Genomic DNA, 21,188 nt, shown 5'->3' on the forward strand with positions numbered 1-21,188 from the left:
AATTAACGAAGGCTTGATTGGTTTGATTTTCGCACCGACCAGATGAAGATGGAGGCAATAAGGGCAATTAACGTGAAATAGGATCCATAATGAAGAATGAATTCTCGCAGTTGTCCAGTAGAGTGATGAAGATAACCCATGACTTCAAGTGTCGTTTCCTTTTTTGGCTTGTACAGTGGATGAAAAATGAACGCGGTTAAAATTGCGGCAAAAAGTCCATGCATAATTCTAGCAAAGAAAAATGGCTTAAACCGTATTTTGGTTGGAGCCAGAATGCTGGCTACTTGAGCATGCCCGGAAAAGCCGCCGAAACCTAAAATGAAACTAGTGATAATACATTGTTGAAAGATGGGCGCATGGGCTTCGCTTGCAAGATAACTTCCTGTTGTCATCTCAAAGATTCCCGAAATAAACGGTAAACTTAAGGTTGTTGAAATGGAAAGACTACTTAGCATGTTTTTAATAAAATAAGCCAATAGTTCTGTAATATGTAACAAGTTTAAAATTCTTGTAAGAACAGAAAACAAAACGATAAAGCCGCCGATCATAAGAAGGGTTTTTGTTGATGATTGGATGGCATCGCCAAGAAGTTGGCCAATCGGTCGCCCGTCTTTAATTCGTGTTTCATGCATTTGACGAAAGGCGCTTTTTGGTGATATAGAGAGCGGTTTCTTTTTTTGTACAGTCAATTCATGACGGGCGCCATGAAATCTCATAATAATTCCAACGAAAAAATTACCGACATAATGGCTAATTGCAAAAATAATGCCTAACGACGCTTGATTAAAAAAGCCTGCGGCAACGGTGGCAAAGAGGAATAAAGGGTTAGAGCCGTTTGTAAAAGAGGCAAGCCTTTCACCTTCAATTGCAGTAATTTGTTTTTCTTGCCATAATCGTGCAGAAAGTTTAGCCCCGGCCGGGAATCCGGAGGTTAACCCCATTGCCCAGACGAAACCGCCGGCACCAGGCACACGGAAAAGCGGTCTCATGAATGGCTCAAATAAAACACTAATAAATTGGACAAAGCCAAATCCGATTAACAACTCTGACATGACGAAAAACGGCAAAAGCGAGGGGAAAACATCCTTCCACCAAATTTTCAAACCGACCCGTGCCGCTTCTAAAGACTCGGATGGAAAAATCATTAGTGATAAAGCAAGAAACCCGGCAGAGAGCGTCAACAAGAGCGTCTTTAAAAAAGATAAATTCACGAATTATTTCCCCCAATACTACTAACCATGTCCTATCTTTATATTTATACGTATAGAGGTGCCATTTAGACCATATGTTAAAAAATAGATATCGGGATTAGAACGGAGGAATTTTTAATGGAGCGGCCGATCATTGGTTTAGCGCTTGGTTCTGGAGGGGCGCGGGGATTCGCTCATATTGGCGTGATTAAAGCGTTACGAGAGGCGGGAATACCGATTGATCTAATCGCCGGAAGCAGCATGGGGGCACTGATAGGCGCGATGGTCGGTCTCGGGCATACGAATGAGAGCCTCATTAAATTGGCATCTTTATTTAAAAGAAAGTATTATATGGATTATACGATACCGAAAATGGGCTTTATTTCCGGCAAAAAGATTAAGGAGCTTATACGATTATTAACACATAATAAAAACATTGAAGACTCCCTCATTCCGCTGGCGATCGTGGCCACCGATTTATTAAAAGGAGAAAAGGTCGTTTTTACGAAAGGGTCAATGGCAGATGCGGTAAGGGCCAGCATTTCCATCCCGGGGATATTCGTACCGGAGAAAATTAATAATCGTCTGCTTGTTGATGGAGGTGTCATCGAAAAAGTACCGGTTGAAGTTGTAAAAGAAATGGGAGCGGATATCGTCATTGCCGTTGACATCTCCCAATTCAGGGCCGAGCCTGTCATTACATCTATATTTGATGTGATCAGTCAAAGCATTGACATTATGCAGCGCGAAATTGGGCGAAGACATGAAATCGCATCTGACATTATGATTCGTCCGCCTGTTGAACAGTATAGTTCAACGACGTATAAAAATGTCAATGAAATCATTGAGCTAGGTGAAAAAGCGGGCAAGGAAAAAATCAAAGCCATCGTTAAGAAAATAGAAGAATGGAAGGAGAACAAGAATGGGCACGACACATAATACGAAGAAAACGGGTTGGTTCTCGAAAGCGTTGCCGATTTTATTGATCGTTATCGCTATCATTATCGCTTTTTACCCATTACCCTATTACATAACGGCACCAGGAAGTGCGGAAGAATTGGCTCCAATCATTCATGTGAAAGGAGGAGATCATGAGGCCGGAAGCTTTATGCTGACAACGGTTCGAATCGGAAAAGCAAACATTCCTCAATATGTGTTGGCGAAAATGAGTGACTATAAAGAAATATTGCCGGCAAAAGACATTCGCCTTCCTGAAGAAACCGATGAAGAATACAACCAAAGGCAGCTGCAAATGATGTCAGATTCCCAACATGCTGCAACGATTGTAGCGTATCGGAAAGCGCATAAGAAAGTCGATATCATTGAAAAAGGAGTATATGTTAATGGCGTAATTGAAGGTATGCCGGCTAGCGGCAAAATCCAACCTGGCGATAAAATCGTTAAGGTGGATGGAAAGCAAATTAAAAGAACGGAAGACCTTTTGGCGATTCTTGGGAAAAAGAAAGCAGGAGACAACGTTACGATACGTTTAGAACGTGCCGGGAAATCTTTGACGAAGACGGTAGAAGTCGCTAATTTTCCAAAAAAAAATCAACAAAAAGGGGCTCATAAAGCCGGTATTGGTATCGAATATCCCGTCACCAACATTGATGTCAAAACCAATCCTCCCCTTCAAATCAAAACAAGTGAAATTGGCGGTCCTTCAGCGGGATTGATGTTTACGCTTGAAATTTACAATCAGCTGACAGAAGGTGATTTAACAAAAGGGCACCGGATTGCCGGGACCGGTACGATGAACATTAAAGAACAGGTCGGTCCAATTGGCGGAATCCAGCAAAAAGTAGTTGCCGCAAATGAAGCAAAAGCTGAAATCTTTTTTGCGCCGGTGGCCGGGAACAATTATAACGATGCCGTAAAAGCGGCAAAGGATATTAAAACGAAAATGAAAATCGTCCCGGTTCGGACATTAACGGACGCATTAAATTACTTAAAAAAATTAAAACAAGCATAACGAAACTCGCCATTAGGGCGAGTTTCGTTATGCTTGTATTGGGGGGCCATACTCATTAGTAACGATTGGAGAAGGGTGCACTAGAGCATAAATCGAAGAAACCTTTTTCTCTAATTCAAGCATTGGATGGTCAAATTTTGAGATCGAAGTGACAAGAGGAAGTTCTAGCTTCTTTTTGACCTGGTGCAAATAAGCTTGTCCTGTTTTGCTCATTCCGAGAATCCGGATATATGGAGGCTTTCCGGCTAATAGAGGCTTTATTTCTTGTTTTTTCACATTATTGAGAAGGTGTAAGCAAAGCCGCTGCAGCCTTGTCCATGTGTATCGCTTCGTCTTAAAAGCATGCATGAACGATTGGAAATTCTCCGCGTCTTTCATGACGTTCTTCAATCGATACTCGAGTCCTTCTTCCATTTCGTATATTTGTTTTAGCTCCTCAGGTGAACTCGACAACACCCGATACTGTAGAAAAGGGAAAAAAGCTTCCCAATTCAGCAAACGATCAGCGCTTTTTAAAATTGCATAAGTACCTAACGGCACAAAGTCACGAAGTTCATCAATAGCCGCAGCTTGTGAAAATATCATGTTGCGGATGCCGGTTGCGCTAGCAATTTGCCCTTTCGTAACATCGAGATCATGATAGCCTGCACCCATTCGCTTAATCGTTTCCGCTTTCATGTGATAACTTTCTTCTACAATTGTCTTAACGTATTCAAAACCTAAAATATTATTAGGTTTTGTTAAGTCTAACAAGCTCTCTCCGCTTGAGATCGTTTCAAATGCCAATGACGCCGCTTTTGGATAGGAGTAGCCTTTTGCCGCAAAAGATTTAATTGCTTGTTCATATGTATCTTTATGGTCAGAAAGGAATTCAATTGTTTGATAAAAAAGATCGATGTTGCCGGCTTCGCTTCCGAAACAAACAGCATCCGCCCTTAGTGCATGCAATAAACTGATGCTGCCTTTTGCAAAAAGCGGAGCATGTGCGGTTGCAAATGGGTAAGGGAGCTCAACAACCAAATCGGCTCCGCCCATAAGTGCGCATTTCGCACGTTCCCATTTTGAAAGAAGGGCAGGTTCGCCGCGCTGCAAAAAATTCCCGCTCATGACGGCGATCATGCAATCGGCATTGGTTTGATTTTTGGCTTGTTGCAGATGATAATAATGTCCATTATGGAAAGGATTATATTCAACAACAATCCCGCATGCTTTCATTTTTTGGACAGCTCCTTTTTCAAACAAATCGGATAAGAAAACACTACAGCGCTTTTCTTATATTGTAACCGATCATAGTGTGTAAAGATATCATATTGACAATTTAGTTTTTGATCGATATAATTACTACTGTTGCCTTGAGGTGAAAAAAATGAAATGGTCACTACAGGAATTGAGAAGTTTTTATCGGAAGCCGCTAACTTTTGATGAACATGTTGACTTTTCGGAATTAATGAAGCGAGATAAAGAAATTCGCCGGATTTCTCCTGTTCATGTGAAAGGACATGCAGATATTACGCAGCAAAAAGCAACATTCTACATAACCGTTGAAGGTGAAATGATTTTGCCATGTTCAACGACTCTGGTTGATGTAGAATTCCCATTTTCGATAAAAACAACAGAAATTTTTTTATTAGATCCGGGCTTCCCGATCTCTTCTGAAGAAGAAAACCTTCATAAAGTAGAAGGGAACGTTATAGACCTGAATCCGTACATTGAGGAGCATATTTTGCTCGCAAAGCCGATTAAGGTTACGTCCAAATGTGAGGGTGCAAGTCAGGCCCCGCATTCTGGAGAAGGGTGGCAAGTCGTCACTGAAGAAGACCGTAAAAACAAAATTGACCCGAGGCTTGCTGACCTTGCAAAATTTTTTGAGCGTGACAACAAGTAAGATGGTAGGACAACAGAACTCTGTTTCCGAGTAGAACCTTTTTAAGGAGGTGGATCAACATGGCAGTACCTTTTCGCAGAACTTCCCAAACTCGCCAGGCAAAGCGTCGTACTCACTACAAGCTTGCTATGCCAGGAATGGTAAAATGTCCACAATGTGGAGAATACAAACTTTCTCACCGTGTTTGCCGTGAATGCGGTTTTTACAAAGGAAAAGAAGTAGTAAGCAAATAATAAAAACAGGAGGCATAAGGCCTCCTGTTTTTATTATTTAAAAGGAATTTCCCCTCCCGATCAAGAAAAATACAATATGAACGACTACTTGAGGGGGCTGTCTGCATGGATAAAGTACTTTATGAAAACAAAGAGCAACTAGGCGTTATTACTATTAATCGCCCTGAAGTACATAATGCGATTGATTTTGAAGTGATGGATCTACTTAAGCAATACTTATCGGAAGCAAAAGCCGATTCGGGCGTAAAATTATTAGTCATAAAGGGTTCAGGCGGAAAAGCCTTTTGCTCTGGAGGAGATTTAACCGCTTTCCACCAGCTACATACGGAACATGAAGCATACGCGATGCTTTCGAAGATGAGCGATGTTTTAAATGAAATATTCTTTTTTCCAAAGCCAACGATTGCTCTTCTAAACGGCACGGCCGTAGGAGGAGGTTGTGAGATAGCGGCGGCATGTGATATGCGCCTTGCAAAAGCAGAGGCTAAAATGGGATTTATTCAAGGAAAATTGGGCATAACGACAGGATGGGGAGGCGGTACTTACATATTGGAACGGTTGCCCAAAGCAGTTGCACTTGATTTATTATGGAGCGCCCAATTGATGACGGCAAAGCAGGGGAGAGACATTGGCTTCGTTCAATATCTCATTAAAGAAGATGATATGATGGCCTCAGCAAAAAAATATTTCAATCGGTACACTGTTCATTCTACGGAATGTTTACAAGCATATAAACAGCGTTATCTCGATAGTATCGATACAGCCGGGATCAAGCTAAGAGTAGAACAAGAAGTAAGGCATTGCGCTAAATTATGGGAGACGGATGAACATAAAAAAGCGGTTGCTGATTTTTTGAATAAAAAATAAGTTTTGTATAGTTATGGGCAACAAGGACATAATCTTTTTAGTAGAACAAAAGTCTATCTTATCTATTAATTGCATATCAATGTAAAAACGACATAAAGATGGAGGGATTAGGTTGACTGCTGTTCGTCAGGATGCATGGAGTCAGGATGAAGACTTGTTGCTCGCAGAAGTTGTGTTGCGCCATATTCGCGAAGGAAGTACACAGCTTGCGGCCTTTGAAGAAGTAGGAGAAAAACTGTCCAGAACCGCTGCCGCCTGTGGATTTCGCTGGAATTCACTCATTCGTAAACAATATGAGTCAGCCATTACAATTGCCAAAAAGCAGCGAAAAGAAAGAAATAAAGAAAAAGCTCTTAAAAATGAATCCCAGGAAGATTCTTCAAAACAAACCCAGGTAAAAAGGGACGAATATGTAGTAGCGGGAAAGGAAAAATCGCTTTCGATGGATGACGTCATCTTGTTTTTAAAAAATTTCAAGTCAAAACAAGCGCAGAGCCATGGGGTGGAATCGGAAAATAAGCAGCTTCGCAAACAATTGGAAGAATTAAAAAAGCAAAATGAAGATATGCAGCAACATTTGCAAAAATTAAATGAGGAATACCAGATTGTATGTGAAGATTATAAAGCTCTCATCCAAATTATGGATAGGGCGCGAAAAATGGTTGTACTGGAAGATGAAGATGGAAAAAATCTAACCTTTAAAATGGACGTAAACGGAAATTTGCAAAAGATGAAAAAATAAAAAAGATGGCATAATGCCATCTTTTAGTACGTTCGTTCCACTTTTTGTTCCGTTACGCCGCTCGGGTACCAGACATATGGGTTTTCGCCGCGGTCGCGTTCCGGATTATACGTTACCGCTTCAAATCCTAATTTTTCCCAAAATCCACATGATTGCTGTCTGCCATTTGTTTTGATCGGCAAATTCAATGATTTAGCGAAATTCACAAGTGCCCTTCCATATCCTTTGCCTTGATAATGCGGCAAGACTTCTAGTTTCCACAATTCAAAGTAATCTTGTGGCGGATCAAAGTACTTATCGAATTCCGCTTCAATTTTATATAAACTCATTCTGGCGACAAGTTTATCCCCGTAATAGATCCCGTAAAAAGGAGATTCGCTGTCGTTTTCGATAATATTGTCCTGCAAATCTTCAAGCATGGATAGTTCCTGGATGCCGTATTCTTTAAATTGTTTAAATTCTTCCAATGTTTTATAATTCACTTTCAAACGTTTTACTTGATACGTTTCTGTCATGAAGGCTCCCCCTTAATTACATTTGTTCTGATCTATTTATAGTATATACTAATTACACTTAAAATTCTTTAAAAATGAAATATTCCTTTTGATAAAAAAATATAGAAAGGAATATTAAAGCTTTTGTCGAAATATTGAAATGACAAAAGAAACGAGGAGGGGATGCTTTTTGCGAAAAATATTAATTGCGAACCGCGGTGAAATTGCCGGACGCATTATACGAACTTGTAATGAGATGGGAATCGAGTCTATTGCGGTATATTCCGATGCAGATTCCGAACTTCCTTATGTAAAGCAGGCGACTAAAGCGTTTCGAATTGGAGAGCCGCCTGTTATGAAATCCTATTTAAATGTGAACAAACTATTAGAAATTGCGTTAAAAGAAAAAGTGGACGGGATTCACCCCGGCTATGGCTTTCTCTCGGAGAACAGTACTTTTGCAAAAAAAGTAGAAGAATCGGGCATCCGCTTTATTGGACCTTCATGGCAAGTTATAGACGCAATGGGCGATAAGATTCAGGCGAGAAAAACAATGAAAAATGCGGGAGTTCCTATTGTCCCCGGAACCGTTGAACCGATTTCAGACTTGGAAGAAGCCTGTAGGGTTGCAAACGAAATTGGTTATCCAATAATGCTAAAAGCAAGTTCCGGCGGCGGTGGAATTGGGATGGTACGCTGTGATGACGAACCGTCATTAAAAAAAGCGTTCGTTTCCACACAACAACGCGCGAAAGCCTATTTTGGCAGTGATTTAATGTTTATAGAAAAATATATTGCTGGTGCAAGGCATATTGAAATGCAAATTTTTGGCGATGGACAGGGGAACATTGTCCATTTGTTTGAAAGAGATTGTTCCATTCAACGCCGGAATCAGAAAGTGATAGAAGAATCTCCATCCCCTTTCTTGAATGAAACGATCCGAAATGAAATGAGTGAAGCGGCCATCAAGGCGGCCCGGGCTGTCTCTTATTCTAATGCAGGAACGGTCGAATTTATAGTGGCTGAAGATGGTCAATTTTACTTTTTAGAAATGAATACAAGACTTCAAGTTGAACATCCTGTCACAGAGATGGTTACTGGACTGGATCTTGTTCGCTGGCAAATTGAAGTCGCCAGTGGAAAGCCGTTAACCCTTTTGCAAAATGAAATCGCACAAAAGGGCCATAGCATGGAATTTAGATTGTATGCCGAAGATCCGGCTACCTTTTTGCCTTCACCTGGCAAATTAGTGACTCTTCATTTTCCTGAGATGGATGGTGTCAGAGTTGACGGAGGGTATGAGGCGGGCAACCACGTATCGCCTTTTTATGATCCGATGATCGCGAAAATCATTGTAAGCGATTCCAACAGGAAAGGCTGCCTATTAAAAGCAAAGGCATTTTTTAATGACTTCCAATTAACGGGAATAAAATGTAATAGCCCATTATTTGAGCAAATATTAAATGACGATGATTTCCAAAAAGGAAACTATACGACGGCCTTTTTAACTGAAAAACAATTAATGAAAAAATCATAAAAACCATAAATCAAGAGGTGGACGAAATGAAAGAAATTAACGCAAACATGGCGGGTACCGTTTTAAATGTGCTTGTTAATAAAGGTGAGGGGGTTAGCCCGGGTCAATTAGTCGTTGTCCTTGAATCAATGAAAATGGAGATTCCGATTGAAAGCACAATAGAAGGCACTGTTACTGACATTAAAGTAGGGATTGGTGACTTTGTTAATGAAGGAGATACGCTCGTTATTTTAACATAATAGCAGCCTGTTGGGCTCTAGCTGAACGAGCGCTCACTCTTTAATTTTACCGGGAATTACAATTTATCTATTGGGAGGGAACCGATTGCATGACGGCCAAATTAGAAAATCGATTGAATGACATGATTGACCAAATTAAATCAGGCGGGGCGCCGAAATATCATGAAAAAAATGCGTCCCAGAATAAAATGTTTGTCAGGGAACGGTTGGAACGATTGTTTGATGAAGGCGAATTTTCAGTTGAGGATGCATTATTTGCCAATAACGAAGCAGGCAATCTCCCGGCTGACGGTGTCGTTACGGCAATGGGTAAAGTAGGCGGGCAAACCGTCTGCGTAATGGCAAATGATTCAACGGTAAAGGCAGGTTCATGGGGAGCAAGGACCGTTGAAAAAATCATCAGAATTCAGGAAACAGCCCAGAGGCTGAAAGTACCGATGCTTTATCTTGTCGATTCTGCCGGTGCAAGAATTACCGACCAAATTGACATGTTTCCGAACCGAAGAGGGGCAGGAAGGATTTTTTATAACCAGGTGAAAATGTCCGGGATGGTCCCGCAAATCTGCCTGTTATTTGGTCCATCGGCTGCGGGCGGCGCCTACATTCCAGCATTTTGCGACGTTGTCATCATGGTTGATCAAAATGCATCTATGTATCTCGGCTCTCCGAGGATGGCGGAAAAGGTCATTGGAGAGAAAGTTTCGCTTGAGGAGATGGGCGGTGCCCGCATGCACTGCTCCGTAAGCGGTTGTGGAGATATTTTAGCGCAAAGCGAAAAAGAAGCGATAGAGCTTGCGAGAAACTACTTGTCTTATTTCCCTGCCAATTACAAGCAAAAGCCTATAATGAAGGAACCAAAGCCGCCAGTCGACGGAAGGGCTCTGGAGGAGATCGTTCCGGAAAACCAAAACGTTCCATTCGATATGTACGAATTGATTTCAAGAATCGTCGATGATGGAAGTTTTTTTGAAATTAAAAAACTATTTGCAGGCGAAATCATTACAGGGCTTGCCCGAATTGAAGGGCGAACAGTCGGAATTGTTGCAAACCAGCCGAAAGTAAAGGGCGGCGTCCTATTTGTCGATTCGGCAGATAAGGCGGCCCGATTTATTACGCTTTGTGACGCTTTTTCGATTCCGCTCATCTTTTTTGCTGACGTGCCGGGCTTTATGATTGGCACAAAAGTGGAAAGGGCGGGAATTATCCGCCACGGGGCGAAGCTTATTGCTGCGATGAGTGACGTTACCGTGCCAAAACTATCGGTCATTGTCCGCAAAGCATATGGTGCAGGTCTATACGCGATGGCGGGACCGGCATTTGAACCGGATTGTTGCATCGCTTTGCCGACTGCGCAAATTGCCGTTATGGGGCCTGAAGCCGCGGTTAACGCCGTCTATTCCAATAAAATTAATGAAATTGAAGACCCGAAAGAACGATTGCTTTTTGTCCAGCAGAAACAACAAGAATATAAAGAGCATATTGATATTTACAAACTTGCATCAGAAATGATTATCGATGACATTGTGGCGCCTTCCCGTTTAAGAGAGACGCTGCATCACCGGCTTCGATTTCTTGAATCAAAGGAAATGACATTTAGTGAACGAAAGCATCCGGTTTATCCGGTATGATTTGGCCTTCCGCTTATGGCGGAAGGTTTTTTGCATTTAAACGTGTTAAACTGAAAGAAGATAATAGTAGATGGGAAGGGGAAAACGTTATGAAAATTTCTGTCATTGGCGGCGGGGCCATTGGCCTATTGTTCGCTCATTTTCTTAAGCAAGAAGCTCATGTGACAATCTGGACAAAGTCTGCTAATCAGGCAAAAAAGTTATTGGAAAATGGGCTCCATTATGAATCGATTGACGCGGACAAAAGGGTAGTTGAGGTGAATGCGAAATCGATTCAAGACTTTAATTATGATGCGGATTACATCATTATTGCAGTGAAGCAAACTCAACTTTCCGGGCTAAAGCCGCTTCTTTTTGATTCGAGGGCAAAACGAGCGAAACTATTATTTGTTCAAAACGGGATGGGCCATCTCGAATTGCTTCAACATCTTGAAAATGAACAGATTTCTGTTGCCGTTGTTGAGCATGGAGCCATTAGAACATCGGAATATGAGATTGTTCACACCGGAATCGGAAGAGTAAAGCTTGCGTCTTTTCGCGGCCCTATCGATGCGGGATTATGGGAACAGATTTCAAATGAGCGGTTTCCGGTTATCATATATAAAGATTACCGGCCGATACTAAAAGAAAAGCTGGTTGCCAATAGTGTAATCAATCCATTAACGGCCATTTTTCAAATTAGAAACGGGGAATTAATCGATAATCCCCATTATCAATCATTAATGGTCGGTTTGTTTCATGAAACATGCCGAATCCTTAAGATTGAACGGAAAGATGAATTGCTTGAAAATGTAATGGCCATATGCAAAAATACGTCCAACAACAAATCTTCTATGCGGATGGATATTGAAAATGGGAAAGAAACTGAAATTGACGCCATTAACGGCTATGTTCTAAAACTGGCTCAAAAACAAGGAATTGAAGTCCCTTACACTTCATTCGTTTATGAAGCGATTAAGGGAATGGAGCATCAAAGAAAAGCTTGAAGCATTTTCTTTTTGGAAATAAGGTTCATTTGCTATACTCATATCAGCATATGTTACAAGAGGGTTTACATCCGTATAGAAAGGAAGTTAACACATGAGGATCGAAAATTTCTCCCTTCCTGAGGCGAATATCCTTGCCAAAGATTACAAACATTCATTCGAAAATGTTCAAGATATGTTTAATTATGACTATCACAATCAGGAGGTTTATCAAAAAAGGCTTGAAGAGCTTTATACCCGGAAGTTTCAAAGAGATGCCCTTGCCAACTATTTGTTCACGTATAATCGGAAATTTAATTGTTCGCATCGTACGGTGGAATATATCGAAAAAATAAAAAATAAGGAAAGTGTTGTTGTCGTCGGAGGCCAGCAGGCAGGGATATTAACGGGTCCGTTGTATACGATTCATAAATGTATAAGCATTTTAAAATTTGCTAAAGAAAAAGAAAGCATTCTCGGCATACCTGTCATTCCAATATTTTGGATTGCTGGAGAAGATCATGATTATGACGAGATTAATCATGTATACATAAAGAAAAACGACTCTGCTGAAAAATTAATACTGCAAGCGGAGGATCCAGTAAAAACTTCGGCTTCTCTTATGAAATGGGATAAAGAACAAGCTGTAAAGTGGAGCGATGGCGTTTTTCAGCAATTTGGCGAAACGGAATTCACAAAGGACATCGTGAAAAAAGTACATCATATTTTTGATGCAAGTGATACAATCGTTGACTCATTTGCCCACCTGCTTACGTACCTTTTTGGAGACTATGGACTTGTCCTCCTCGATTCGGGCGATCCCAACTTTAAACAACTACAGTCCGAATATTTAGTCAATTTAATTGAAAAGAATGAAGAAGTGGACCGGCGTTTTGTGGAAGGATTAAAAACGTTGCAAAATAAAAACTATCCACGCCCGATCGAATATCAAGAAAATAACGCTCATTTGTTTTTATACATTAATAGGGAGCGTGTTTTATTATTCCGTGACGGGACTGGCGGCTTCCGTTCAAAAGAAGGGGATGTCCGCTACACGAAAGATCAGTTGATGGAAATGGCGAAGGAGAAACCGCATTTATTTAGCAATAATGTAGTCACCCGTCCGCTTATGCAAGAATGGGTACTTCCGACGCTCAGCTTTATTGCAGGCTCCGGGGAAATTGCCTATTGGTCGGCATTAAAACCAATCTTTAATGAATTTTCTTTAAAAATGCCGCCGCTTATCCCGAGACTCTCGTTAACGATCGTTTCCAAACAGACGCAGAAACAGCTCGACGATACAGGGCTTGAGGCGAAGCATGTCATCAAGTCAGGGACAGAGGTTGAAAAAAAGGCGTGGTATGAAGCGCATAAGCCATATGAGATAGAACCTTTAATAACCGACAGCAAACAACAAATGGCAAAAATTCATAAAGAACTTTCAGGACTTGCTGAAAAAATTGATAAAAGTTTAGTGCAGCTTTCGACCATTAATTTAAATCGCATCTTGCATGAAGTTGATTATTTACATCATAAAATGGAAAAGAAAATGAAAAAAAGGTTTAAAGAACCGCTTGAAAAATTTGACGCGGTGGCGCTTGAATTGTTACCGTTTCATAAGCTTCAAGAGCGGACATGGAACGTTTTTTACTATATGAATGACTATGGGTTTGACCTTATTCACGATCTGATGAACGCATCACTTCCATTCGATGATCAACATAAAATTGTCTATATTTGAAGGAATTTCAGATAAAAAAATCCTGCTAGGACAGCAGGATTTTTTTTTTCGCACACGAATTATACTTGTAGTGGTGAAAAGTGGAGCGTTGTGGTAGAGTAGGGGTAGAAAGTGGGGGAGCGTTCCAATGTTCATGGGTGAATACCAACATAATATTGATGACAAAGGGCGTATGATTATCCCCGCTAAATTTCGTGAAGAACTCGGAAATACATTTATTCTAACGAGAGGCATGGATCAATGTATTTTTGGCTACCCGCTGGAGGAATGGAAAGTCCTCGAAGAGAAGCTGAAAAAACTCCCATTCACCAAAAAAGATGCAAGAGCCTTTACCCGCTTCTTCTTTTCAGGTGCAACCGAATGCCAGTTGGACAAACAGGGGAGAGTAAACATTGCACCACCTTTAAGGGAATATGCAAAACTTGAAAAAGATTGTGTTGTACTCGGTGTATCGAATAGAATTGAAATTTGGAGCAAATCGATCTGGGAAGAGTACTTCCAGGAATCGGAAGAATCGTTCGGGGAGATTGCCGAGAGTTTAATGGACTTTGATCTGTAGCACAATCAAGCACATGTTGAAAGAGAAAGGGAAGTTTTACATGTTTGACCACATCACCGTATTAAAAGAAGAAGCAGTTGATGCATTAAATATTAAACCGGATGGAATATATGTTGACTGTACACTTGGAGGAGCGGGCCATAGCAAACTCATTCTTTCCAAATTGACGACAGGACATTTGTTCGCATTTGACCAGGATGAAAAAGCAATTCAAAATGCAGAAGCGATTTTAAACGAGTATAAGGGCAAATTTACGATTATAAGAAGTAATTTTCGCTATTTAAAAGAAAAATTAAATGATCTCGGAATTACAGGAGTGGATGGTGTTTTATTTGATTTAGGCGTATCCTCCCCTCAATTGGATGAAGCGGAACGAGGCTTTAGTTACCAGCACGATGCGCCCCTTGATATGAGAATGGATCGAAATTCCCCGTTGTCCGCCTTTGAAGTCGTTAATGAATGGCCGTACGAACAACTTGTAAAAATCATTTCCAGGTATGGTGAAGAAAAATTTGCAAAACAAATCGCCAGGAAAATTGAAAGTGCGCGAATGAAGTCACCCATCAAGACGACAGGTGAACTTGCCGATTTAATTAAAGAAGCGATTCCCGCCCCGGCAAGAAGAACTGGCGGACATCCTGCCAAGCGAACATTTCAAGCAATCAGGATTGCAGTGAACGATGAACTGGCAGCATTTGAAGAAGCCATCCATGATGCGATCCAATTATTAAACGTTGAAGGAAGGCTGAGCGTCATCACCTTCCATTCATTAGAAGACAGGGCATGTAAGACAATCATTAAAAAATTCAGCACACCGCCTGATTTGCCACCCGGACTTCCAATTATTCCGGAAGAGGCAAGGCCGATTTTGAAAAACATTACGAAAAAGCCCATTCTGCCAGGAGAAGATGAAATTAAAGAGAACCGCCGCTCTCGTTCGGCGAAATTAAGGGTTGCAGAAAAACAAAGATAAAGGGGAGAAAGAGTTGGATAATTTAGCACATAACATTCAAAGACAGCAGCAAATGAAACCGAATACGTCTGTACAGCCAAAAATCCGTACAGAAATCGTCAAAAAAAGGGTTACAAAAGGGGAAAAATTACTCTGGTCGCTGGCTGGCATTATGCTTCTTGTTGGCGCTCTATTTATCGTTTCAAACTACGCCGCGCTTTATAAAGCGAATTCTAAAATTGAAAATCTCAAAGGAAAAATTACAACGGAATCAAAGATTGTAAGTGATTTAAATGATAAAGTCATTTCATTAAGTTCGAAAGAGCGCATTTATAAGATTGCGAAAGAAAAAGGCATGGAATTAAATGAAAAACGGGTAAAAAATGTAGGAAACGAATAAACGGAGTGAAACAATGGGTAGAAAGAAACATATCAATTTAGGAGCGGGGGTCATTATGCTCGTGTTTACCCTGCTCTTTTTTGTATTGATTGGGCGGTACTTTTATGTTGCTTATGCGAAAAATGTGGATCATGTAGACCTGAAGGCGCTTGGCAAGCGGCTATGGACAAGTGAAAATACGCTTAATGCAAAAAGGGGAACGATTTTTGACCGGAACGGCGATGTACTCGCTAAAGATGTTGCGGCATACGATATGTATGCGATTTTGAAAAAAGACCAGCCGTCATATATAAAAGACCCTCATGAGGCGGCAGTGAAGCTTGCCCCGATCTTAAAAGAAGATGAAGCGACAATTGAAGCGACATTAAGCAAAAAAGGATTGTTCCAGGTAGAACCACCGGGGTGGAAAAATTTAAGCCAGGATCAAAAGGAGAAGATTGAAAAGCTTGATATTCCCGGCATTGAATTCACACCAAGTACAAAGCGTTATTATCCGAATCAAAATTTCGCCTCCCATGTCATCGGCTACACAGCACACAAAAATGGAAAAGAAGAAGGCGTAATGGGGGTTGAAAGGTCGCTCAATGAGTATTTAGCGGAAAGAGACGGCAAAATTCTATTTCAAAGCGATCGGGACGGATTAAAGCTACCCGATTCAAAAGAGAAGATTATCGAGCCGAAAAACGGGGATAACGTTTATTTAACACTCGACGACCATATTCAATTGTATTTAGAAGAAGCGATGAAGCAAGTTGAAAAAGAGTACGACCCGAAAAAAATGATCGGCATTGTCGCTGATCCGAAAACAGGAAGAATTCTCGCGATGGCGAACCATCCTGATTTCAATCTAAATAAACGGGACATTACAAATTTCACGAACGATGCTATTAGTGGCACGTTTGAACCTGGATCAACGATGAAAATATTTACACTCTCAGCAGCCATTGAAGAAGGCGTTTATGACGGTAGCGCGAAATACAAGTCCGGTTCCTATAAAGTTCCGGGCAGCCCTACACCGATCCATGACTGGAACCAGGGATGGGGCAGTATTACGTTTGATGAAGGTGTTGAGAAATCATCTAACGTCGCCTTTTCGATTTTAGCAAGAGAGAAACTTGGATTTGACCGTTTTTACCAATATTTAAAAAAATTTGGATTCGACAAGAAAACGGGCATCGACCTGGCTGGCGAAAATAAAGGGACCCTTCTCTTTCAGCGAGAAATAGAAAAAGTGACAACGGCGTTCGGCCAGGGGTCGACGGTCACTCCGATCCAACTTGTTCAGGCGGCGACAGCGGTAGCAAATGGCGGAAAAATGATGAAGCCATTTGCCATTGAAAAGATAGTTGATCCAAAAACGAAAAAAGTCGTTTTAGATCATGAACCAGAAATTGTTAGCCGGCCAATTTCCGAAAGTACGGCAAAACATGTCCGCCAATTGCTCGGAAAAGTCGTAACAGATGGCACCGGGAAATTGTACAATGTGAAAGGCTATGACATTGCGGGGAAAACGGGAACGGCCCAAATCGCTGATGAAAAAACCGGCAAGTATAAAGTCGGAAAATCCAGCTATCTTTTCTCATTTTTAGGCATGGCGCCGCAAAAAAATCCGAAACTCGTCTTTTACATTGCCGTTCAAGAGCCTCATTTAAAAGATACAGAAACAGGCTCTGAACCGGTTGCGAAAATTTTTAACAGTGTCGCAAAAAACAGTTTGCAATATTTAAACATCGCACCGACGGTAAAAACAGATAAAACGGGACAAAAAGAAGTTCTGGCCGAAGATAAAGGAATTGCGATGGATGATTATTCAGGGCAAAATGTGGATGATGTAACGGCCAGCCTAAAAGAGGAGGGGCTGCGCCCGGTTAAACTCGGTACGGGTGATTCGATCATCGCGCAAGAGCCGGCAAAAGGGACGAAAGTGCTAAAAGGGGAACGGGTCATTTTACGGACCGATGGAACGGTGAAAATGCCTGATTTAACGGGCTGGTCGCTTATGGATGCGATGCGGTTTGTTAAAGTGATGAATCTAAATCAAACGGTTTCCGGGTCAGGCTTTGTCGTCAACCAGGATATTCGGAAAAATGTAGTCGTGAAAGATGATGATCATTTAAAAATCGAATTAAAGCCGCAGTATCCTTAATAAAATGAGATCAATTGAATAAAAAGACAAGCGTTCTAAGCGCCTGTGTACAAGCATATATTGAAACGAGCCGACAAGAGGAGGTAATTTAGTTGCGAGTTTCTAATGTGACGGTACGCAGGCGCTTAATTTTTGTCTTATTATGCGGGCTATTGTTTTTTTTCATCATTGCCGTGAGGCTTGGCTATGTTCAGTTTGTCGTCGGCAATTGGCTGACAGGAAAAGCACTTGACTCATGGAGCAGGGACGTTCCGTTTGAACCGAAACGAGGCGAAATTCTTGACCGGAACAATGTTGCACTCGCCACAAACATTAGTGCACCGACCGTTTACGTCGTTCCAAAGCAAGTGAAAAATTCTGTAGAAACAGCTGAAAAACTTGCCTCGACATTACATATATCGAAAAGCTATGTTTATAAAAAAATTACAGAAAGGGCAAGCATCGTTCGTTTAGATAAAGGCGGAAGGAAGATTAGCAATAAATTAGCCAATAAAGTGAGAATGTTAGACCTTCCCGGCGTTTTTGTCGCGGAAGATAGTAAGCGCCATTACCCATTTGGCAGTTATTTATCCCATGTTCTCGGCTTTGCCGGTATCGACAATCAAGGTCTTACAGGGCTAGAACTTTATTATGATAAAGAATTAAAAGGGAAGAAAGGATATGTTTCGTTCTTCTCTGATGTGCGAGGAAGAAGAATGCCTTCTTTATCTGATAAATACAAACGTCCACAAGATGGATATAATTTAAAGCTGACAGCGGATATACGGGTTCAGACGATCATCGAAAGAGAATTGGATAATGCAGAAGCAAAGTATAACCCTGATTCCATCATTGCGATGGCCATGGACCCGAACACAGGAGAAATATTAGGCATGTCGAGCCGGCCGAATTTTAATCCAGAAGACTATAAACGGGTTCCGCAAGAAGTGTACAATCGGAATTTGCCTGTCTGGAAAACGTACGAACCAGGATCAACGTTTAAAATTATTACACTCGCCGCAGCCCTTGAAGAAGGAAAAGTAGATTTAGATAAAGATCATTTTAATGATCCAGGCTATATTGAAGTCGCTGGCCGGAAATTAAAATGTTGGAAAAGAGGCGGGCATGGCAGCCAATCGTTTTTAGAAGGGGTGGAAAATTCTTGCAACCCGGGATTTGTTATGTTAGGACAACGGTTAGGAAAGGAGAAACTCTTTTCTTATATTAAAAAATTCGGATTTGGTCAAAAAACGGGGATCGATCTTCAAGGTGAAGCGACAGGCATTTTATTTAATTTAAACAATGTCGGACCGCTTGAACTGGCGACGACAGCTTTTGGTCAAGGTGTTGCGGTTACGCCGATCCAGCAAGTGGCTGCCGTGTCTGCGGCCGTAAATGGCGGTTATTTATACGAACCATATATTGCAAAAGAGCTCGTCGATCCGAATACAGGGAAAGTGATTTCGAGGCAAACACCGAAATTAAGACGCAAAGTAATATCGGAAGAAACGTCCGCAAAAGTCCGTTATGCCCTTGAAAATGTCGTTGCACGCGGAACAGGGAAAAATGCTTTCGTCGAAGGCTACAGAGTCGGAGGAAAAACAGGAACGGCGCAAAAAGCGGAAGGCGGGAAATATTTGCAAAATAACTATATCGTTTCTTTTATTGGAATGGCTCCTGCAGATGATCCGCAAATTGTCGTTTATGTGGCGGTTGATAATCCGAAAGGAACGGTTCAATTCGGGGGTACGGTAGCCGCGCCAATCGTCGGCAAGATTATGGATGACAGCCTGCGGGCAATGGGTGTTGAAAAACGAACGAAGCAGATTGAAAAAGAACGAACTTATCTCGACCAGCCGCTTATTAAGCTTCCGAACCTTGTTGGAAAAACCCGTGAAGAACTCGGCGACATGATGTATGATTTAAAAATAGATGCGTCAGGCTCCGGCGATGTTGTCGTCGAACAATCTCCAAAACCCGGTGTCAAACTGAAGCCCGGTTCAACGATTCGTCTTTTTATGGGTGACAAATAGGCGACCGACGATTAAAATAGATGTGTATGCAAAGCCCAAGCGGATTTCGCTTTGGCTTCTTTTTCTGAAAAAGAAGTTCGCTGCAGCGTAGAATGATGGCTAAGCCTTAGCCTGGCTCTTGCTTCCCTAAAACTTATATTGAAAATGAAAGGTCATGATAACATGGAGCTTCAAAAACTCGTAAATGAATTGCTATTTACCACAATAGACAATAAACAAAATCCTGACATTACAGCAATTAATATGGATTCTCGCATAAAAGCTCCGGGCAGTTTATTTGTTTGTATTGACGGGCTTACTCTTGACGGACATGACTTTGTCCATGAAGCCGTACAAAACGGAGCGGTTGCTGTTCTGGCAGAAAAGGATGTAAAAACAACGGTCCCGGTCGTTCGTGTTAGCGATACGAAGAGGGCGATGGCCATTTTAGCAGACCGATTTTATGGCCAGCCGACAAAACAGTTACACTTAATCGGGATAACAGGCACAAACGGAAAAACAACAACATCCCATATCATCGAAAAAATATTCCGCGATTGCGGCAACCGTACCGGATTAATCGGAACGATTGATATGAAGATTAACGGTGAAAGCTATAAAGTTTCCAATACAACCCCGGATTGTATTTTCCTTCAAAAAGCGTTTAAACAAATGGTAGATGAAAAGGTCAATACGGCAGTCATGGAAGTGTCTTCACATGCGCTGGACCAGGGGCGTGTCCGCGGATGTGATTTTAACATCGCCGTTTTTACAAATTTAACGCAAGACCATTTGGATTACCATGAAACGATGGATGAATATCTTCATGCAAAAGGCCTGCTGTTTTCTCAATTAGGAAATACATACAGCAAAGAAAATAAAAAAATCGCTGTATTGAACAATGATGATCCCGCCTCGAAACGGTTGAAAAGGATGACGTCAGCTCAAGTCATTACGTACGGAATTGATCAACCGGCTGACATTATGGCTAAAAATATTAACATTACGGCTAAAGGAACATCGTTTACCTTAGTTACTCCAAAGGAGAAAAAAGAGGTTTCGATCAAGCTTATCGGGAAATTTTCCGTTTATAATGTTCTCGCGTCGATTTCGGCAGCGCTTGGATCTGGAATTTCACTTGATGCCATCATCCACTCAATTGAACAAGTTGAGGGGGTACCGGGACGATTTGAAACGGTCAATGCGGGTCAAGATTTTACGGTGATCGTTGATTATTCACACACTCCGGACAGTTTGGAAAATGCGCTTATGGCGATCAAAGAATTTGCAACCGGAAAGGTGTATGTTGTTGTTGGTTGCGGCGGTGACCGCGATAAAACGAAGCGACCGATTATGGCGCAAATCGCAGTAGAGCATGCGGATACAGCAATATTTACATCCGATAATCCGCGGACTGAAGATCCCGAGGCAATTCTTCAAGATATGGAGAGAGGCGTCGAGGGAGAAGAGTACGTAAAAATTGTCAATCGAAAAGACGCCATTGAGTATGCAATTAACCAGGCGAAGAAAGACGACATAGTTTTAATTGCCGGAAAAGGTCATGAAACGTATCAAATTATCGGGAAAAACGTATTTGATTTTGATGACCGCCAAGTAGCAAAAGAAGCGATTGGAGCGAAGAACTAA

The 21,188-nt window shown here is 41.4% G+C and carries 20 protein-coding genes; 17 read left to right on the forward strand and 3 right to left on the reverse strand.

All coding sequences use genetic code 11. The features are described 5' to 3' along the window. Positions 1–2 precede the first annotated feature (2 nt). The gene (ylbJ, locus tag WD019_RS01095; protein WP_026675987.1) at positions 3–1,211 is read right to left on the reverse strand and encodes a sporulation integral membrane protein YlbJ; all 1,209 of its coding nucleotides are present in this window, start codon (positions 1,209–1,211) and stop codon (positions 3–5) included. Between the two features lie 117 nt (positions 1,212–1,328). On the opposite strand from ylbJ, the gene WD019_RS01100 reads away from it, so the two are divergent. After that, positions 1,329–2,129, forward strand: coding sequence for a patatin-like phospholipase family protein (locus tag WD019_RS01100; protein WP_425710402.1), 801 nt, complete (start codon positions 1,329–1,331; stop codon positions 2,127–2,129). Beyond that, positions 2,113–3,162: a SepM family pheromone-processing serine protease gene (locus tag WD019_RS01105; RefSeq protein WP_081412533.1), complete on the forward strand. Its 1,050-nt coding sequence runs from the start codon at positions 2,113–2,115 to the stop codon at positions 3,160–3,162. The genes WD019_RS01100 and WD019_RS01105 overlap by 17 nt, the downstream gene beginning before the upstream one ends. 27 nt (positions 3,163–3,189) lie before the next feature. Here the strand turns inward: WD019_RS01105 and WD019_RS01110 are convergent, their stop codons facing one another. Next, a complete protein-coding gene (locus WD019_RS01110) occupies positions 3,190–4,377 on the reverse strand; it encodes a nucleotidyltransferase (protein WP_425710403.1) in 1,188 nt (395 codons plus the stop codon). A 151-nt stretch (positions 4,378–4,528) separates the two neighbouring features. On the opposite strand from WD019_RS01110, the gene WD019_RS01115 reads away from it, so the two are divergent. The 4 genes from WD019_RS01115 (at position 4,529) to WD019_RS01130 (ending at position 6,889) form a co-directional block, all read left to right on the forward strand. Then, positions 4,529–5,047: a YceD family protein gene (locus WD019_RS01115; RefSeq protein ID WP_026675983.1), complete on the forward strand. Its 519-nt coding sequence runs from the start codon at positions 4,529–4,531 to the stop codon at positions 5,045–5,047. 59 nt (positions 5,048–5,106) lie between these two features. Beyond that, positions 5,107–5,280, forward strand: coding sequence for a 50S ribosomal protein L32 (rpmF, locus tag WD019_RS01120; RefSeq protein WP_026675982.1), 174 nt, complete (start codon positions 5,107–5,109; stop codon positions 5,278–5,280). Between the two features lie 105 nt (positions 5,281–5,385). After that, the gene (locus WD019_RS01125; protein WP_425710404.1) at positions 5,386–6,147 is read left to right on the forward strand and encodes an enoyl-CoA hydratase/isomerase family protein; all 762 of its coding nucleotides are present in this window, start codon (positions 5,386–5,388) and stop codon (positions 6,145–6,147) included. A 112-nt stretch (positions 6,148–6,259) separates the two neighbouring features. Beyond that, the gene (locus tag WD019_RS01130; RefSeq protein WP_026675980.1) at positions 6,260–6,889 is read left to right on the forward strand and encodes an RsfA family transcriptional regulator; all 630 of its coding nucleotides are present in this window, start codon (positions 6,260–6,262) and stop codon (positions 6,887–6,889) included. 23 nt (positions 6,890–6,912) lie between these two features. On the opposite strand, the gene WD019_RS01135 is transcribed toward WD019_RS01130, so the two are convergent. Beyond that, the gene (locus WD019_RS01135; protein ID WP_026675979.1) at positions 6,913–7,404 is read right to left on the reverse strand and encodes an N-acetyltransferase; all 492 of its coding nucleotides are present in this window, start codon (positions 7,402–7,404) and stop codon (positions 6,913–6,915) included. A gap of 169 nt (positions 7,405–7,573) precedes the next feature. Here WD019_RS01135 and WD019_RS01140 point away from each other — a divergent pair, with 169 nt between their 5' ends. The 11 genes from WD019_RS01140 (at position 7,574) to WD019_RS01190 (ending at position 21,188) form a co-directional block, all read left to right on the forward strand. Next, positions 7,574–8,920 (forward strand): acetyl-CoA carboxylase biotin carboxylase subunit, encoded by a 1,347-nt coding sequence (locus WD019_RS01140; RefSeq protein WP_425710405.1) that lies wholly within the window; start codon positions 7,574–7,576, stop codon positions 8,918–8,920. 26 nt (positions 8,921–8,946) lie between these two features. Beyond that, the gene (locus tag WD019_RS01145) at positions 8,947–9,159 is read left to right on the forward strand and encodes a biotin/lipoyl-containing protein (protein ID WP_425710406.1); all 213 of its coding nucleotides are present in this window, start codon (positions 8,947–8,949) and stop codon (positions 9,157–9,159) included. 89 nt (positions 9,160–9,248) lie between these two features. Then, a complete protein-coding gene (locus tag WD019_RS01150) occupies positions 9,249–10,787 on the forward strand; it encodes an acyl-CoA carboxylase subunit beta (protein ID WP_425710407.1) in 1,539 nt (512 codons plus the stop codon). A gap of 89 nt (positions 10,788–10,876) precedes the next feature. Continuing rightward, positions 10,877–11,773 (forward strand): 2-dehydropantoate 2-reductase, encoded by an 897-nt coding sequence (locus WD019_RS01155; protein ID WP_425710408.1) that lies wholly within the window; start codon positions 10,877–10,879, stop codon positions 11,771–11,773. 94 nt (positions 11,774–11,867) lie between these two features. Continuing rightward, on the forward strand, positions 11,868–13,493 hold the full coding sequence (gene bshC / locus WD019_RS01160; RefSeq protein WP_425710409.1) for a bacillithiol biosynthesis cysteine-adding enzyme BshC: 1,626 nt from the start codon (positions 11,868–11,870) through the stop codon (positions 13,491–13,493). A gap of 127 nt (positions 13,494–13,620) precedes the next feature. Next, positions 13,621–14,052, forward strand: a complete 432-nt coding sequence (mraZ, locus tag WD019_RS01165) for a division/cell wall cluster transcriptional repressor MraZ (protein WP_026675973.1) — start codon at positions 13,621–13,623, stop codon at positions 14,050–14,052. 40 nt (positions 14,053–14,092) lie between these two features. Next, the gene (gene rsmH / locus WD019_RS01170) at positions 14,093–15,025 is read left to right on the forward strand and encodes a 16S rRNA (cytosine(1402)-N(4))-methyltransferase RsmH (RefSeq protein WP_026675972.1); all 933 of its coding nucleotides are present in this window, start codon (positions 14,093–14,095) and stop codon (positions 15,023–15,025) included. A 13-nt stretch (positions 15,026–15,038) separates the two neighbouring features. Beyond that, on the forward strand, positions 15,039–15,404 hold the full coding sequence (gene ftsL / locus WD019_RS01175; RefSeq protein ID WP_026675971.1) for a cell division protein FtsL: 366 nt from the start codon (positions 15,039–15,041) through the stop codon (positions 15,402–15,404). A 13-nt stretch (positions 15,405–15,417) separates the two neighbouring features. Further along, the gene (locus tag WD019_RS01180; protein WP_425710410.1) at positions 15,418–17,550 is read left to right on the forward strand and encodes a penicillin-binding protein; all 2,133 of its coding nucleotides are present in this window, start codon (positions 15,418–15,420) and stop codon (positions 17,548–17,550) included. Between the two features lie 92 nt (positions 17,551–17,642). Then, a complete protein-coding gene (locus WD019_RS01185) occupies positions 17,643–19,562 on the forward strand; it encodes a stage V sporulation protein D (protein ID WP_425710411.1) in 1,920 nt (639 codons plus the stop codon). 162 nt (positions 19,563–19,724) lie between these two features. After that, entirely contained in the window at positions 19,725–21,188 is a 1,464-nt protein-coding gene (locus tag WD019_RS01190) for a UDP-N-acetylmuramoyl-L-alanyl-D-glutamate--2,6-diaminopimelate ligase (RefSeq protein WP_425710412.1), read from the forward strand.

The sequence above is a fragment of the Fictibacillus sp. Mic-4 genome (assembly GCF_049843615.1).
GTDB classification, from domain to species: domain Bacteria; phylum Bacillota; class Bacilli; order Bacillales; family Fictibacillaceae; genus Fictibacillus_A; species Fictibacillus_A gelatini.

Bases quoted from the DNA above. Each gene is read 5' to 3' on its own strand.
- WD019_RS01100 (WP_425710402.1), top strand. From the start codon at position 1,329: ATGGAGCGGCCGATCATTGGTTTAGCGCTTGGTTCTGGAGGGGCGCGG.
- WD019_RS01105 (WP_081412533.1), top strand. From the start codon at position 2,113: ATGGGCACGACACATAATACGAAGAAAACGGGTTGGTTCTCGAAAGCG.
- WD019_RS01110 (WP_425710403.1), bottom strand. From the start codon at position 4,377: ATGAAAGCATGCGGGATTGTTGTTGAATATAATCCTTTCCATAATGGA.
- WD019_RS01115 (WP_026675983.1), top strand. From the start codon at position 4,529: ATGAAATGGTCACTACAGGAATTGAGAAGTTTTTATCGGAAGCCGCTA.
- rpmF (WP_026675982.1), top strand. From the start codon at position 5,107: ATGGCAGTACCTTTTCGCAGAACTTCCCAAACTCGCCAGGCAAAGCGT.
- WD019_RS01125 (WP_425710404.1), top strand. From the start codon at position 5,386: ATGGATAAAGTACTTTATGAAAACAAAGAGCAACTAGGCGTTATTACT.
- WD019_RS01135 (WP_026675979.1), bottom strand. From the start codon at position 7,404: ATGACAGAAACGTATCAAGTAAAACGTTTGAAAGTGAATTATAAAACA.
- WD019_RS01145 (WP_425710406.1), top strand. From the start codon at position 8,947: ATGAAAGAAATTAACGCAAACATGGCGGGTACCGTTTTAAATGTGCTT.
- WD019_RS01150 (WP_425710407.1), top strand. From the start codon at position 9,249: ATGACGGCCAAATTAGAAAATCGATTGAATGACATGATTGACCAAATT.
- WD019_RS01155 (WP_425710408.1), top strand. From the start codon at position 10,877: ATGAAAATTTCTGTCATTGGCGGCGGGGCCATTGGCCTATTGTTCGCT.
- bshC (WP_425710409.1), top strand. From the start codon at position 11,868: ATGAGGATCGAAAATTTCTCCCTTCCTGAGGCGAATATCCTTGCCAAA.
- mraZ (WP_026675973.1), top strand. From the start codon at position 13,621: ATGTTCATGGGTGAATACCAACATAATATTGATGACAAAGGGCGTATG.
- rsmH (WP_026675972.1), top strand. From the start codon at position 14,093: ATGTTTGACCACATCACCGTATTAAAAGAAGAAGCAGTTGATGCATTA.
- WD019_RS01180 (WP_425710410.1), top strand. From the start codon at position 15,418: ATGGGTAGAAAGAAACATATCAATTTAGGAGCGGGGGTCATTATGCTC.
- WD019_RS01190 (WP_425710412.1), top strand. From the start codon at position 19,725: ATGGAGCTTCAAAAACTCGTAAATGAATTGCTATTTACCACAATAGAC.